Below are 13,704 nucleotides of genomic sequence, written 5' to 3' on the forward strand. Positions count from 1 at the left end.
CGGTTTCGTCCTTTGACGCCCGGTCACCGGGCGGGAACGAAGCGGCGGCGCCGGGGCGCAGGCACGGGCCGGCACCACCAAAGCTTCCCTACGCCGGTACCAGCCGGATCAGGTTCGAAGGGTATTTCTCAGCCCGCATCCCGCCCGGGCACCCCCGCTTCTCCCGCTATTGAACCACGGCCCGGGCGGAGAAGCGAAGGGCGTTTTGGCCGCGGATTTGCGCAGGTAAGAGCGGATAGAGCGTGAGAAGGAAGGAGCGAGGTGGCTTGGCTCGGCCGGCAACTCCGTCTCCCCTCGGTTCTATCCGACCTTATCCGCGTCCATCCGCGTAAATCCGCGGCAAAAAAGCTCCCCTTGCCTACGGAGCGGAGTCGAAGGCGACCGGGCCGGGGGCGGTGCGGGCGGGCGCGGGCGGGGGCGGTACGCGGAACCAGGCCGCGTACAGCGCCGGCAGGAACAGCAGGGTCAGCGCGGTGGCCACGATCAGGCCACCCATGATGGCCACGGCCATCGGCCCGAAGAAGACGCTGCGCGACAGCGGGATCATGGCCAGCACCGCCGCCAGCGCTGTCAGCACGATCGGGCGAAAGCGGCGCACGGTGGCGTCCACGACGGCCTGCTCGGGCGGATGGCCGGCGGCGATGTCCTGCTCGATCTGGTCCACCAGGATCACCGAGTTGCGCATGATCATGCCGCTGAGCGCGATCGTGCCCAGCATCGCCACGAAGCCGAATGGCACGCGGAACACCAGCAGGAACAGCACCACGCCGATCAGGCCCAGCGGCGCCGTCAGCAACACCATCACCGCGCGCGGGAAGCTGCGCAGCTGCAGCATCAGCAGGGTCATCACCACCAGCAGGAACAGCGGCACGCCGGCAGCGACCGAGCGCGAGCCGCGGCCGGAGTCCTCGACCGTTCCGCCGGTCTCGAGCAGGTAGCCGCTGGGCAGCGAGGCGCGGATCTCCGCCAGCGTCGGCTCGATCTGCGCGGTGACGCTGGGCGGCGTCGCCTCGCCGTAGATGTCGGCGCGAACGGTGATGGTGGGCAGCCGGTTGCGGTGCCAGATGATGCCGTCCTCGAAGCCGTACTCGAGCGTGGCGATCTGCGACAGCGGCACGCTGCGGCCATTGCCGGCCGGCACCGACAGGCTGCCCAGCAGGCTCAGCTGCTCGCGTTCCTGGCTGGGGCCACGCAGCAGGATCTCGATCAGCTCGTTGCCGTCGCGGTAGGTGCTGACCGTGGTGCCCGACAGCGAGCCGCGCAGGAAGGCCGCCACCTCGGCCGAGCTGATGCCCAGCACGCGCGCACGCTCCTGGTCGATCTGCAGGCGCACGACCTTGCTGGCCTCGTCCCAGTCTAGGTTTACGTTGGTGACGTCGGGGTTGGCCCGCACCTTGGCGGCCACCTCGTGGGCCAGGCGGCGCACCTCGTCCACGTGCTCGCCCGAGACGCGGAACTGGATCGGGAAGCCGACCGGCGGCCCGTTCTCGAGCCGCGACACGCGCACCTGCACGTCGTTGAACTTCTCGTCGAACAGGCCGATCAGCCACTGGCGCACTTCCTCGCGCGCCTGGATGTCCTTGGTCAGCACCACGAACTGGGCGAAGTTGGCCTGCGGCAGCTTCTGGTCCAGCGGCAGGTAGAAGCGCGGCGTGCCCGTGCCCACGTAGGCCACGAAGTTCTCCACGTCCTTGCGCTTGGCCAGCTCGGTCTCCAGGCGCTTGGCCGCCGCCTCGGTGGCGTGCAGCGAGGCGCCTTCGGCCAGCTCCAGGTCCACCATCAGCTCCAGCCGCGTGGACGAGGGGAAGAACTGCTGGGGTACGAAGCGGAACATCAGGATGGACAGCACGAACGCCGCCACCGTCACCACGATCACCGTCTTGCGGAAGCGCACGCACCAGGTCACCCAGGCCCGCACGCGGCGGTAGAAGCGGCTGGCGTACGGGTCGTGCACCGGACCGTCGCCGTGCGGCTTGGCATCGGGCAGCAGGCGGTAGCCCAGGTAGGGAATGAACACCACCGCCGCGATCCAGGACAGGATCAGCGAGATCGTCACCACCTGGAAGATCGAGCGCGTGTACTCGCCCGTGCTGGACGCCGCCGTGGCGATCGGCAGGAAGCCCGCGGCCGTCACCAGGGTGCCGGTGAGCATGGGGAAAGCCGTGGACTGGTAGGCGAAAGCGGCCGCCTTCATGCGGCTGAAGCCCTGCTCCATCTTCACCGCCATCATCTCCACCGCGATGATGGCGTCGTCCACCAGCAGGCCCAGCCCCAGCACCAGCGCGCCCAGCGAGATCTTGTGCAGCCCGATGCCGAAGTAGTACATCGCCGCGAAGGTCATCGCCAGCACCAGCGGGATGGACAGCGCCACCACCAGCCCGGTGCGGAAGCCCAGCGAGAAGAAGCTGACCAGCAGCACGATCACCACCGCCTCGGCCAGCACGCGCACGAACTCGGCCACGCCGCTGCGCACGGCGGCGGGCTGGTCGGAGACCTTCTTCAGCGTCATGCCGACCGGCAGCTCCTGCTGCAGCTCGGCGAACTTGCTGTCCAGCACCTCGCCCAGGCGCAGGATGTCGCCGCCGGCACGCATGGACACCGCCAGGCCGATCGCGTTTTCACCCATGAAGCGCATGCGCGGCGCCGCCGGATCGGCGAAGCCACGCTTGATCTCGGCCACGTCGCCCAGCCGGAAGCTGCGGTCACCGACGCGGATCGGGAAGTCGGCAATCTCCTTCACGCTGTCGAAGCGGCCCGACACCCGCAGCTGCACGCGGTCCGTGGCGGTCTCGAAGAAGCTGGCCGGCGCGATCGCGTTCTGGCTGTCGATCGCCTGCTGCACGGCCTGCAGCGGCACGCCCAGCGTGGCCAGCTTGGTGTTGGACAGCTCGATCCAGATCTTCTCGTCCTGCAGGCCGACCAGCTCGATCTTGCCCACGTCGGGCAGGCGGTGCAGTTCCAGTTCGATGCGCTCGGCGTAGTCCTTGAGCGTGGCGTAGTCGAAACCCTCGCCCGACAGCGCATAGATGTTGCCGAAGGTGTCGCCGAACTCGTCGTTGAAATAGGGCCCGATCACGCCCTGGGGCAGGGTCTGGCGCACGTCGCCGACCTTCTTGCGCACCTCGTACCACAGCGAGGGCAGCTCGTCGGAGTGCATCGAGTCCTTGGACATCAGCATCACCAGCGACTCGCCCGGGCGCGAGTACGAACGCACGTATTCGTAGCGCCCGGTCTCCATCACTTCCTTCTCGACCCGGTCGGTGACCTGCCGCGCCACTTCCTCGGCGGTGGCGCCCGGCCAGAAGGTGCGCACCACCATGATCTTGAAGGTGAAGGGCGGGTCTTCGGACTGGCCCAGGCGCTGGTAGCTGACGAAGCCGATGACGGCCAGCACCACCATGATGTACAGCACCAGCGAGCGGTTGCGCAGCGCCCACTCGGAAAGATTGAAGGCGCCCATGGCCCGGCCTCAGCGCTTGTCGGCAGCGGCGGGGGCCAGCGTCACCGGCCGGTTCTGCCGGTCGATGGGCCGGATGCGCTGGCCTTCCAGCAGCAGGTGCACGCCCGCAGCCACCACCCAGTCATCCGCCCCAAGCCCGGACAGCACCGGCACCAGCGTCTCGCCATACGGGCCGACGCGCACCGGGCGCAGGCTCACCGTGGATTTTTCCGGATCCACCACCCAGACCGCCGGCTTGCCGTCCTTCTCGGCCAGGGCCGGCAGCGGCACGCCCAGCGCGGCCTCGCCTTCCTGCAGCGCGAACACGCGCGCGCTCTGGCCGATCTCGGTGCGCACGTCGCCGGCGTCGAAGCTCACGCGCGCGGCAAAGGTGCGCGCCAGCGGGTCGGCAGCCGGGGCGATCTCGCGCAACTTCGCCGGAAAGCGCTTGCCCGGCTGCGACCACAGTTCCACCGCCAGCGGGCGGCCCGGCGTGAAGTCGGCCGCGCTCTGCTCGGGCACGCTGATCAAAACTTCGCGCTCGCCTTGCTCGGCCAGCACGAACACGGTCTGGCCGGCGGCGACCACCTGGCCGGCCTCGGCCAGACGCTGCGCGATCACGCCATCGGCGGGCGCGCGGAGCACGGCATAGGCGGCCTGGTTGCCGGACACGTTGGCCTGCGCGCGCGCCTGGCGCACACGGGCCTCGGCCGCCTGCTGGGCCGAGACGCGGGCGTCGTAGAGCGAGCGGCTGACCAGCTGGCGGTCGAGCAGGCTGCGGTAGCGCTCGAGTTCGGAGTTGGCCAGGGCCAGGTCGGATTCGGCCGAGGACAGCTGCGCCCGCGAGGCTTCCAGCTGCAGCGCGACATCGGCCGGGTCGAGCTCGGCCAGGGCCTGGCCCTTGCTGACCTGCTCGCCCACGTCCACCAGGCGCCGCGCGATCTTGCCGCCGATGCGGAAGGCCAGCGCCGGTTCGAACTGCGCCCGCACTTCGCCCGCGTAGACGCTCAGGGCTGCAGCCGCCGGCGCGGGCTGCACCACGATGGCGGGGCGCGCGGGCGCCTGCGCCTCGTCCGCTCCGCCGCAGGCGGCCAGGACCACGAGACCGAACAGCAGGAACAGCCGGGCAATCGGGGGCGTGGCGCTCATCGGGGAGTCATCTATTTATTGAACCGGGGGTATATTATCTTTACCAAACTGCCAAGTTCAATAATAATCTTCGTCATGAATCTGCCCTCGCGCAACGCCTCCCCCGGCCGGCCCAAGGACCTGGAAAAACGCGCCGCCATCCTGGACGCGGCCAAGGCCCTGTTCCCGGCCCGGGGCTACGACGGCGTCAGCATGGACGCCATCGCCCAGGCCGCGGGCGTGTCCAAGCTCACGGTGTACAGCCATTTCCAGGACAAGGACACCCTCTTCGTCGAAGCCGTGAAGGCCAAGTGCGAAGACCTGCTGCCCTCCGACCTGTTCGTGGCCCGCTTCGAGGGCCCGATCCGCGGCCAGCTGGTGCGCATCGCGCACGCCTTCTTCCGCCTGATCACCAGCGACGAGGCCATCGCCATCCACCGCATCATGTCGCGCCAGCTGCCCGAGGATTCGCACCTGCCGCGCATGTTCTGGGAGGCCGGCCCCAAGCGCACCCAGGAAGCCTTCGCCGCCTTCCTCAAGGCCGAACACGCCGCCGGCGAGCTGCACGTGCCCGACTGCACCCTGGCCGCCTCGCAGTTCTTCTGCCTGCTCAAGGGCGAATACCACGCGCGCCTGCTGTGCGGCTGCTCGGCGCCGATGGAAAGCCCCGACGTGGACGCGCACGTGGACGCCACCGTGGACCTGTTCCTGCGCGCCTACGGTCCCGGCCGCCGATGAGCGCTGAACCCGCGCCCACCCGGCCCATGGTCGCGGTGACTAATGGCACTACGGCCCATGCGGGCCGCCCCAGCATTCTGGCCGCGCACCGGGCCCTCCGGTGCCGGTCAACGGATTACCCACCCTGTCGTTACCCTTCCGGCGGCCAAGCTTCCGCGCGGACGCGGGCGGGGCGTAAAATCACGACCCTTGCGATTCAAGGATTTAGACGTCATGCCCATTGATTTCCAGCAGGCCCGCTTTGCGATGGTCGAACAGCAGGTCCGCCCCTGGGACGTGCTCGACCCGCGCGTGCTTGAAACCCTGATGAGCGTGCGCCGCGAGGACTACGTGCCGCTGCGCCACCGCAAGCTGGCCTTCGCCGACCTGCCGCTGCCGCTGGAGCACGGCGAGGTGATGATGAAGCCGGTGCTCGAGGGTCGCATGCTGCAGGCGCTGAACCTGGCCGCGGGCGACGAGGTGCTGGAAGTCGGCACCGGCTCGGGCTTCATCACCGCCTGCCTGGCCGCGCTGGCGCGCGACGTGGTCAGCATCGACCGCCATGCCGATTTCATCGAGCGCACCCGCGCCCGCCTGGTCACCGAGCAGATCGGCAACGTGCGGCTGGAGGAAGCCGACGTGTTCGGCTGGCAGCCCGGCCGCCAGTTCGACGCGATCTGCGTCACCGGCGCGGTCGCCACCGATCCCGAGCGTTTCGGCGCCTGGCTCAAGCCGGGCGGCCGCCTGTTCGTGATCCACGGCCAGTCGCCGGTGCAGGAAGCGCTGCGCATCACCCGCCGCGGCGAAGGCTTCCACCGCGAGAGCCTGTTCGAAACCGACGTCCCCTACCTGCACGGCGCCGCCCCGGCCCCGCACTTCGCCTTCTGACTTGAGCAACCAGGACTACCCCATGCGCCTGAGCCTTCATCCCCTCGCCTTCGCCATCCTGCTGGCCGGCACCGCCGGCACGGCCAACGCCGCCGACCTGATCGAGGCCTACGAACTGGCCCGCCAGGGTGACCCGGTGTTGGCCGCCGCCGAATCGCGCAGCCAGTTCCAGGAAGAGGGCATCGTGCAGAGCCGCGCGGCGCTGCTGCCGCAGATCAGCGCCGGCGCCTCGCTCACCGACTCGCGCACGCGCGGCGTGGATGCCTACGACCGCGACCGCAGCTACGGCCTGGACCTGAACCAGTCCATCTACGACCGCGGCAACTACACCCGCCTGGCCGCCGCGCGCCTGCGCAGCGACCAGTCCGACGCCGAGTACAAGGCCGCCGCCGACGAGCTGGTGGTGCGCGTGGCCCAGGCCTATTTCGACGTGCTGACCGCGATCGAAACCCTGGCCTCCTCGCGTGCCGAGGAGCGCTCGGTCGGCCGCCAGCTCGACCAGGCCGAAAAGCGCCTGGAAGTCGGCCTGGCCCCGATCACCGACGTGCACGAGGCCCGCGCCCGCTTCGACACCGCGCGCGCCAACGCCATCGCCGCCGGCATCCAGCTCGAGGACGCGCGCGAAGCGCTGGCCGAGATCACCGGCACGCCGCTGGAAAACCTGCAGGGCCTGTCGCGCGACTACAAGCCCGAGAACACCGACGCCCGCAGTGCCCAGGACTGGGTGGACATCGCGCTCAAGTCCAACCCGCGCCTGCTGGCCAGCGAGCTGGCCCTGGCCGCGGCCGAGCGCGACATCGGCACCGCGCGTTCCTTCCACCTGCCCACGCTGTCCGCCACCGCGTCCATCGGCGACAGCGCCAGCTGGCAGAGCGACTTCCCGGGCAGCGCCAATTTCTCCGGCGGCGGCAGCACGGTCGGCGTGCGCCTGAGCGTGCCGATCTTCAACGGCTTCGCCACCCAGTCGGGCGTGCGCCAGGCCGTGCACGGCCGTGACATCGCCGCGGACGGCCTCGAACAGCAGCGCCGCTCGGTGGTCCGCCAGGCGCGCAACGCGCAGCGTTCGCTGACCGGCGGTGAAGCCGAGGTCGAGGCGCGCCGCCTGTCGGTGGTCTCCGCCCAAGCCGCCTACGAGGCCAGCGAAGCGGGCCTGGAAGTCGGCACCCGCACCATCGTGGACGTGTTGATCACGCAGCAGGCGCTGTTCGAGGCCCAGCGTGAGTACGCGCGTTCGCGCCACCAGTACCTGGTCAACACGCTGCGGCTCAAGCAGGTCGCGGGCACCATTTCCCTGGCCGACGTGCAGGAAGTGAACCGCGTGCTGGTGGTGGACGCCAACGCCGCGCTGGACAACATCCCGGCCGAATAAGCGTCCCGGGCGCCGCGCTCAGCCGCGGCGCCCCGACAGCACGTCGTCCACCAGGTCCAGGGTGCGCGCCAGCGCACCCGAAAGCTCGGCCACCTGCCTGCGCCCGGCCTCGCCCATGCGCCTGCGGCGATCGGCATCGGGCAGCAGCGACACCACGGATTCCGCCAGCGCGGCCGCATCGGCCACCTGCACCAGCGCCCCCGCGTCGCGCAGCCGGCGCGTCACCTCGGCGAAGTTGAACGTGTGCGGACCCACCACGCTGGGTACGCCCAGCGCCGCGGGCTCGAGCACGTTGTGCCCGCCCACCTCGCACAGGCTGCCGCCGATGAAGGCGACGTCGGCGGCCGCGAAGAACGACAGCAGCTCGCCCATCGTGTCGATCACGAACACCTGGCTGCGCGGCCCCGGCAGCCGCTGCTGCCTTCGCGTGCGCAGCGCCAGGCCGCGCGCGCGCACCGCCTCGGCGACCGCATTGAAGCGCTCGGGATGGCGCGGCGCCCACAGCAGCAGCGCATCGGGAAACTCGGCCAGCACGCGCAGGTGCGCCTGCAGCACGGCGTCCTCTTCCGGTCCATGGGTGCTGGCGGCGATCCACACCCGCCGGCCCGCACCCCAGCCCTGGCGCCAGTTCGCCGCCTGGTGCGCCGCGCGTTCGGGCAGCTTCAGGTCGTACTTGAGGTTGCCGGTAACGACAATGCGCGCCGGATCGGCGCCAATGCGCGCCAGCCGGGTGGCATCGGCGGCCGACTGCGCGGCCACCAGCCGCACCGCGCGCATCGCCAGGCGGGCCATGCCCTGGACCGGCAGGTAGCCTCGCAGCGAACGCTCCGAAAGCCGCGCATTGACCATCATCAGCGGGATGCCGCGGCGGCCGCACTCGACGTAGAGGTTGAGCCAGATCTCGGTCTCGACGATCACCGCCAGCGCCGGCCGCGCGCGGTCCAGGAAGCGGCGCACCATTCGCCGCAGGTCGTAGGGCAGGTAGACGTGGTGCACCCGGTCGCCCCAGAGCGCACGCACGCGTTCGGAGCCGGTGGGCGTGATGGTGGTGACCAGCAGCGGCCGGTCGGGATACTTCGCCAGCAGGCCGTCCACCAGCGGCCGCGCCGCCAGTACCTCGCCCACCGACACCGCGTGCACCCAGATCGCATCGTGCAGGTCGAGCTTGTGCTCGAGCCAGCCGTAGCGTTCGGTCCAGCGCTGCAGGTACTCGCGCTGGCGCATGCCGCGCCAGACCAGATGGTAGAGGGTGACCGGGAAGGCCAGGTGCAGGACCAGCGAATACAGGCCCAACAGTAGCCGCTGCCCGAAGGTGAGATGCATGCGCGGAAGGATAACCGACGGCGGCGGGGCCGCGGCGCCAGCGGCTAGAATGCGGGGCCATGGCCGATGCCCTTTCCCCTCCCCCGCTGTCTCCCGCGCGCTGGCCGGCCTGGCTGCTGATCGGCCTGGGCTGGACCCTGGCGCGCTGGCCGCTGTGGCTGCAGCGTGCCGCAGGCCGGCCGCTGGGGCGGCTGATGCGCGCCGTGCTGCGCTCGCGCCGGCGCGTGGTGGCCACCAACCTGGCGCTGTGTTTCCCCGATCTGGCGCCAGCGGAGCGCGAGGCGCTGCTGCGCCGGAACTTCGATGCGCTGGGCCTGGGCGTCTTCGAGTTCCTGCGCGCGTGGTGGGGCCGGCTGCCCGACCCGCGCGAGTGGGAGCTCGAAGGCCTCGAGCACCTGGACGCGGTGCGCAGCGGCGGCCGCGGCGCGATCCTGGTGTCGGCGCACTTCACCACGCTCGAGATCTGCATGCGGCTGCTGTGCCAGCGCATCCCGCTGGCCGGCATGTACCGGCCGCACGAGGAGCCGGCGATGGAATGGGCGGTCAAGCGCGGCCGCCTGCGCCACGCGGTGGCCATGTTCTCGCGCGAGGAGCTGCGGCCGGCGCTGCGCCACCTCAAGCAGGGTGGTCTGCTGTGGTTCGCGCCCGACCAGGAAACGCGGCGCGGCGACAGCGTGTTCGTGCCCTTCTTCGGCCAGCCGGCCTGGAGCCTGACCTCGACCCACCAGCTGGCGCGGCTTTCCGGCGCCGCGGTGCTGCCGCTGTTCCATGAGCGGCTCGCGGATGGCCGCTACCGCGTGCGCATCCTGCCCGCGCTTGAAGAATTCCCGTCGGCCGATGCCACCGCCGACACCGCTCGGGTGATGGCGGCGCTGGAGTCGCTGATCCGTCAGTGCCCGGATCAATACCTCTGGCTGCACCAGCGCTTCAAGCGCCAGCCCGACGGCAGCCGCCGGCACTACTGAGCCTCAGTACAGCGGCGCTTCGCCGGGCGGCCGGGTCTTGAAGCGGCGATGCGCCCACAGATATTGCTCCGGGCATTGGCGCACCACGGTTTCCAGTTCGGCCATGTAGCGCGCGGCATCGGCCACCGGATCGGCGCTGGGCCAGCCGGGCCAGGTCGGTTCGATGCGCAGGCGGTAGCGGCCATCGGGCAGGCGCCGGTACCAGAACGGCAGCAGCACCGCGCGGCCGCGCCGCACCAGGTCGGGCGTGGCCGTCAGCGTGGCCGCGGGAATGCCGAAGAAGGGCACGAAGGCATTCTGGTAGGTGAAGTTCTGGTCGGCCGAATACACCACCGGCTGGCCGTCCATCAGGTTGCGCAGCAGCGCACGCACGTCCTTCTTGCCGATGGTGGGTCCGTACACGGCGCTGCGCGCGCGGTCGAACCAGGCTTCCAGGCAGGGGTTGTTGTGCCGGCGCACCACCACCCGCACTTCCCGGCCCAGCGCCTCGCCCAGCAGGCGCACCGCCAGCTCGGTGTGGGTGAAGTGGCCGCACATCAGCAGCACGCCCTGGCCGCGGGCCAGGGCTTCGCGCAGGTGCTGCAGGCCTTCGATGTCGGCCAGCCCCGACAGCGCGCGCGAGGGCGCGTGCCAGGCACGGAACAGCTCGAGCGCGCCGATGACGGTGTTGACCAGGCTGGCGCGCACCAGCCGGCGGCGGGCGCCCGCATCCAGATGCGGGAAACACAAATCGACGTTGATGCGCGCGATGCGACGGCGCGAGCCCAGCAGCGGCCAAAGCATGAAGGCCAGCCCTCGCCCGGTCGCCAGCAGCATCGGCTGCGGCAGCCGCGCCACGGCCATCGCCAGCCAGCGCAGCGGAGCGACCCACAGGCAGCGCATCGGCGCGGGTCCGCTCAGTCCGGCCGCCGGGCGTCGGCCGCGGTGTCGGCCTCGCCATTGGCCAGCAGGCTGCCGGCATAAAGCGCGGCCAGCAGCAGCGTCAGCCCGCCCCAGAACGTGGAGTAGAAGGCCAGGTGCGTGTTGAGCGGGAACACCGTGACCAGCAGCGCCAGCGCCGGCGCGCGCGCGCGTTCGCGCGCCTGGGGCGTGGCGAAGCGCCAGGCGCGCCAGGCCAGGGCCACGCCGCCCAACCAGAAGAACAGGCCGATGAATCCGGTCTCGCTCAGGACCTCGAGCACGATCTGGTGGGCGTGGTAGCCCGCGCCGTGGTCGCGGTCGGTGAGCCAGGGATCATCGGGCGGCGCGTGGTCGGCGTAGGCATCGCGGAAGCCGCGCACGCCGACGCCGTTGAAGGGATGCGCCATCGCCATGTTCAGCGCGGTGGTCCAGATCGTCAGCCGGCCCGACAGCGCATGGTCCACGTCCTCGCTGTCGCCCGACAGCGCCTGCTCGGTGCGCTCGATGCGGTCCTGCAGCTTGTCCGAGAACACCATCGAAAGCCCCAGCACCAGCGCGCCGCCCAGGCCCAGCAGGAGCAGGGCGCGCTTGCTGCCGAACTGCTGCCAGCCGCTGAACACCAGCACCAGGGCCAGCGTTAGCCACGAGGCGCGCGCGCCGGCGAGCAGCACCACCACGACCAGGCCCAGCGCAGTGAGCACCCAGCCCACCATGCCGAAGCGCCGCGCCGCACTGGTGAGCGGAAACGGCGCCAGGCTGGCCAGCACCAGGCCAAGTTTCAGGTTGTCGGCGCCAAAGATGCCGCTGAGGCGGTCCGCGGTGGCGGCGCCGCCGAGACTCCAGCCGGTGGCCGCCTGCACCAGCCCGTCCACCAGCCAGACGACCACGATGATGGCCAGACCCGCGAACGTGATGCGCCGGCCGCGGTCGCTGGCCACCGCGATCGCCACCAGCCACAGGAAGGGCAGGTAGCGCAGGTCGATCAGCGACTCGCGCAGCGCGCGCCGTCCGTCCACCGCATCGATGCTGGAAATCAGTTCGGGCAGCCAGTAGCTGAGGAAGAGCACGCTGGTCAGCGCCCAGGCTTCGCGGCTGAGCAGCGCGATGCCGCCGCGGAAACGGCGCAGCGCCAGCACGCTCAGCGCAACGATCGCGCCCAGCGACAGCACCACTTCGGCCGGACCCGGCAGCGGCCACAGCGCGACGAAGGCCAGCACCCAGCCCGGGGCCCAGCGCAGGGTGGCTTCAGGGTTCGACGAGCTGGCCATAGATCTCCAGGGTTGCCGCCTGCATCGCAGCGAGGGTATAGGGCACGCGGGCGGGCAGCGGCGCGGGTTGGGCCAGCAGGGCGCGGGCGCGCTGCAACAGCTGCGCCGCGTCGCCGGGCGCGACGTCGCCCGCAGGGTACAGCTCGCGCAGCAGTTCGCCCACCCCGCCCTGGCCCCAGCCCAGCACGGGACGGCCGATCGACAGCGCCTCGACCACGGTGCGACCGAAGGCTTCGGGCTGGCGCGAGAGCTGCAGCACCAGGTCGCAGGCGGCATAGGCCTCGCGGATGTCGGCGCGCGGCGGGCTGATCACCATGGCGTGGGCCACGCCACGTGCCTGGGCCAGGGCCTCGAGCTCGGCCACGTAGGCCTCGCGGCCGGGTTCGAGCGCTCCCAGCAGCCACAGGCGTGCGTCGCTGCCCGCGGCGCGCAGGCCGGCCAGCAGTTCGATCGCATCGGCATGGCCCTTGAGCCGGGTGCCGCGCCCCGGCATCAGCAGCCGCGGGCCGCCCTGCAGCGCGGGATGTTCGGCGGCGAAGTTTGCCTGCCAGTCCGCAGAGGCCTGGAAGCCGCGCGGAAACTGCGCCGGATCGACGCCGCGCGGGACCACCCGCAGGCGCGCCGGGTCGGTGCCGGGCCAATGCGCCAGCACGTAGTCGCGCACCGCGCCCGACACGCAGATCACGCGCTCACCGCGCAGCATCACGCCGCTGTAGCGTCCCGGCGAATTCATTCCGTGCACGGTGGTGACGAAGCGCGGCCGGGGCTGCGGCAGGCCGCGCAGCGCGTACCAGCCCAGCCAGGCCGGCAGCCGCGAGCGCGCGTGCACCACGTCGGGCTTCAGCCGGGCCAGGGCCTCGCGCAGGCGGCGCATCGTGGCGAATGCGCGCAGCGACTTGCGTCCGATGTCGAGCGCGAAGTGTTTGCTGCCGGCCGCGACCAGCGGTGCGACCAGCCGCCCACCGGCGGAAATCACCACCGAGCGGTGGCCCGCGGCCACCAGGGCGGCGGCTATCTCGAGGGTGGATCGTTCGACGCCGCCGCTGTGGAGCGCGGGCAGCAGCTGCACGACGGTGAGCGGGCGCGCCACCGGGCCCGCGGCCTCAGTCCTTGAGCACGTAGACGGCGCCGCAGTAGGGGCAGGTGGCGCTTCCCGTGGCCTCGACCGGCAGGTAGACGCGGGGATGCGAATTCCAAAGCGCCATCGCCGGCGTCGGGCACGACAGCGGCAGTTCGTCGCGACGGACGTCGTAGCGGCGTTCGGCGTTGGCGGGCGCTCGGCCGGTGGCGGTGTCGGTACGCGACATGGCGGGGACTTCCTGGGATGACCTGCCGCCATTTTACACCCGCCGCGGCCTGCCACCCGGCTCCGGCCCGCATTTCTTCGCGGCCGGGGTGATCAGGCGCCGGGCGAGCCGCGGAGGTGAAGGTCACTTTCTGCTCAGAGGGGCCTTTTATTTCGCAGAAAGTGACCTTCACCTCCACGGCCCGCCCGGTCCGGTTCATCCGGGCGGCTGTCAGGAAGTCCCGCGGCGGCGCGCTTTGATGCTTGCGCGTGTGCGATCAGGACCAAGGCGGGTCATCTCTCCTGCTGATCCGGCGATTGAACAGGCCTGTGCCTCTGCGGGCAGCTCGACGCGGCTGCGTGTCCATTCGGACACTTGATGCTGCTTCTCCGCGAGCTGGGTCGACGCCGAGACCGAGGCA

11 protein-coding genes and 1 riboswitch are annotated in these 13,704 nt (G+C 70.9%); of the genes, 4 read left to right on the forward strand and 7 right to left on the reverse strand.

The genetic code is table 11. The features are described 5' to 3' along the window. Nucleotides 1-67 precede the first annotated feature (67 nt). Nucleotides 68-166: riboswitch (TPP riboswitch) on the reverse strand. A 192-nt stretch (nucleotides 167-358) separates the two neighbouring features. Then, on the reverse strand, nucleotides 359-3,460 hold the full coding sequence (locus tag ACOQFR_RS01780; protein ID WP_421377873.1) for an efflux RND transporter permease subunit: 3,102 nt from the start codon (nucleotides 3,458-3,460) through the stop codon (nucleotides 359-361). Nucleotides 3,461-3,469: 9 nt separating this feature from the next. Next, nucleotides 3,470-4,588, reverse strand: a complete 1,119-nt coding sequence (locus tag ACOQFR_RS01785) for an efflux RND transporter periplasmic adaptor subunit (RefSeq protein WP_421377877.1) — start codon at nucleotides 4,586-4,588, stop codon at nucleotides 3,470-3,472. Nucleotides 4,589-4,663: 75 nt separating this feature from the next. Between ACOQFR_RS01785 and ACOQFR_RS01790 the strand changes: the two genes are divergently transcribed. The 3 genes from ACOQFR_RS01790 (at nucleotide 4,664) to ACOQFR_RS01800 (ending at nucleotide 7,541) form a co-directional block, all read left to right on the forward strand. Next, nucleotides 4,664-5,305 carry a TetR/AcrR family transcriptional regulator gene (locus ACOQFR_RS01790; protein ID WP_421377879.1) on the forward strand — a complete coding sequence of 214 codons (642 nt, stop codon included), beginning with the start codon at nucleotides 4,664-4,666 and terminating at the stop codon, nucleotides 5,303-5,305. A 213-nt stretch (nucleotides 5,306-5,518) separates the two neighbouring features. After that, the gene (locus ACOQFR_RS01795; RefSeq protein WP_421377881.1) at nucleotides 5,519-6,172 is read left to right on the forward strand and encodes a protein-L-isoaspartate O-methyltransferase family protein; all 654 of its coding nucleotides are present in this window, start codon (nucleotides 5,519-5,521) and stop codon (nucleotides 6,170-6,172) included. 22 nt (nucleotides 6,173-6,194) lie between these two features. Next, nucleotides 6,195-7,541 (forward strand): TolC family outer membrane protein, encoded by a 1,347-nt coding sequence (locus ACOQFR_RS01800; RefSeq protein ID WP_421377883.1) that lies wholly within the window; start codon nucleotides 6,195-6,197, stop codon nucleotides 7,539-7,541. Between the two features lie 18 nt (nucleotides 7,542-7,559). On the opposite strand, the gene waaA is transcribed toward ACOQFR_RS01800, so the two are convergent. Continuing rightward, nucleotides 7,560-8,864, reverse strand: coding sequence for a lipid IV(A) 3-deoxy-D-manno-octulosonic acid transferase (waaA, locus tag ACOQFR_RS01805; RefSeq protein WP_421377885.1), 1,305 nt, complete (start codon nucleotides 8,862-8,864; stop codon nucleotides 7,560-7,562). Between the two features lie 59 nt (nucleotides 8,865-8,923). On the opposite strand from waaA, the gene lpxL reads away from it, so the two are divergent. After that, nucleotides 8,924-9,829, forward strand: coding sequence for an LpxL/LpxP family Kdo(2)-lipid IV(A) lauroyl/palmitoleoyl acyltransferase (gene lpxL, locus ACOQFR_RS01810; protein WP_421377887.1), 906 nt, complete (start codon nucleotides 8,924-8,926; stop codon nucleotides 9,827-9,829). A 3-nt stretch (nucleotides 9,830-9,832) separates the two neighbouring features. On the opposite strand, the gene ACOQFR_RS01815 is transcribed toward lpxL, so the two are convergent. Genes ACOQFR_RS01815 through ACOQFR_RS01830 form a run of 4 tightly spaced genes read right to left on the reverse strand, consistent with a single transcriptional unit; the run spans nucleotide 9,833 to nucleotide 13,304 of the window. Continuing rightward, nucleotides 9,833-10,711, reverse strand: a complete 879-nt coding sequence (locus ACOQFR_RS01815) for a lysophospholipid acyltransferase family protein (protein ID WP_421377889.1) — start codon at nucleotides 10,709-10,711, stop codon at nucleotides 9,833-9,835. A 14-nt stretch (nucleotides 10,712-10,725) separates the two neighbouring features. Next, nucleotides 10,726-11,997, reverse strand: a complete 1,272-nt coding sequence (locus ACOQFR_RS01820) for an O-antigen ligase family protein (protein ID WP_421377891.1) — start codon at nucleotides 11,995-11,997, stop codon at nucleotides 10,726-10,728. Further along, the gene (locus tag ACOQFR_RS01825) at nucleotides 11,975-13,087 is read right to left on the reverse strand and encodes a glycosyltransferase (RefSeq protein WP_421377893.1); all 1,113 of its coding nucleotides are present in this window, start codon (nucleotides 13,085-13,087) and stop codon (nucleotides 11,975-11,977) included. The genes ACOQFR_RS01820 and ACOQFR_RS01825 overlap by 23 nt, the downstream gene beginning before the upstream one ends. A gap of 13 nt (nucleotides 13,088-13,100) precedes the next feature. Next, a complete protein-coding gene (locus ACOQFR_RS01830) occupies nucleotides 13,101-13,304 on the reverse strand; it encodes a zinc-finger domain-containing protein (protein ID WP_421377895.1) in 204 nt (67 codons plus the stop codon). Nucleotides 13,305-13,704 lie beyond the last annotated feature (400 nt).

Origin of the sequence: Arenimonas sp. MALMAid1274 (assembly GCF_049195245.1) — a bacterium.
In the GTDB taxonomy this organism is placed as follows: Bacteria; Pseudomonadota; Gammaproteobacteria; order Xanthomonadales; family Xanthomonadaceae; genus Arenimonas.

Coding starts and splice junctions, on each gene's coding strand:
- ACOQFR_RS01780 (WP_421377873.1), bottom strand. CDS start 3,460: ATGGGCGCCTTCAATCTTTCCGAGTGGGCGCTGCGCAACCGCTCGCTG.
- ACOQFR_RS01785 (WP_421377877.1), bottom strand. CDS start 4,588: ATGAGCGCCACGCCCCCGATTGCCCGGCTGTTCCTGCTGTTCGGTCTC.
- ACOQFR_RS01790 (WP_421377879.1), top strand. CDS start 4,664: ATGAATCTGCCCTCGCGCAACGCCTCCCCCGGCCGGCCCAAGGACCTG.
- ACOQFR_RS01795 (WP_421377881.1), top strand. CDS start 5,519: ATGCCCATTGATTTCCAGCAGGCCCGCTTTGCGATGGTCGAACAGCAG.
- ACOQFR_RS01800 (WP_421377883.1), top strand. CDS start 6,195: ATGCGCCTGAGCCTTCATCCCCTCGCCTTCGCCATCCTGCTGGCCGGC.
- waaA (WP_421377885.1), bottom strand. CDS start 8,864: ATGCATCTCACCTTCGGGCAGCGGCTACTGTTGGGCCTGTATTCGCTG.
- lpxL (WP_421377887.1), top strand. CDS start 8,924: ATGGCCGATGCCCTTTCCCCTCCCCCGCTGTCTCCCGCGCGCTGGCCG.
- ACOQFR_RS01815 (WP_421377889.1), bottom strand. CDS start 10,711: ATGCGCTGCCTGTGGGTCGCTCCGCTGCGCTGGCTGGCGATGGCCGTG.
- ACOQFR_RS01820 (WP_421377891.1), bottom strand. CDS start 11,997: ATGGCCAGCTCGTCGAACCCTGAAGCCACCCTGCGCTGGGCCCCGGGC.
- ACOQFR_RS01830 (WP_421377895.1), bottom strand. CDS start 13,304: ATGTCGCGTACCGACACCGCCACCGGCCGAGCGCCCGCCAACGCCGAA.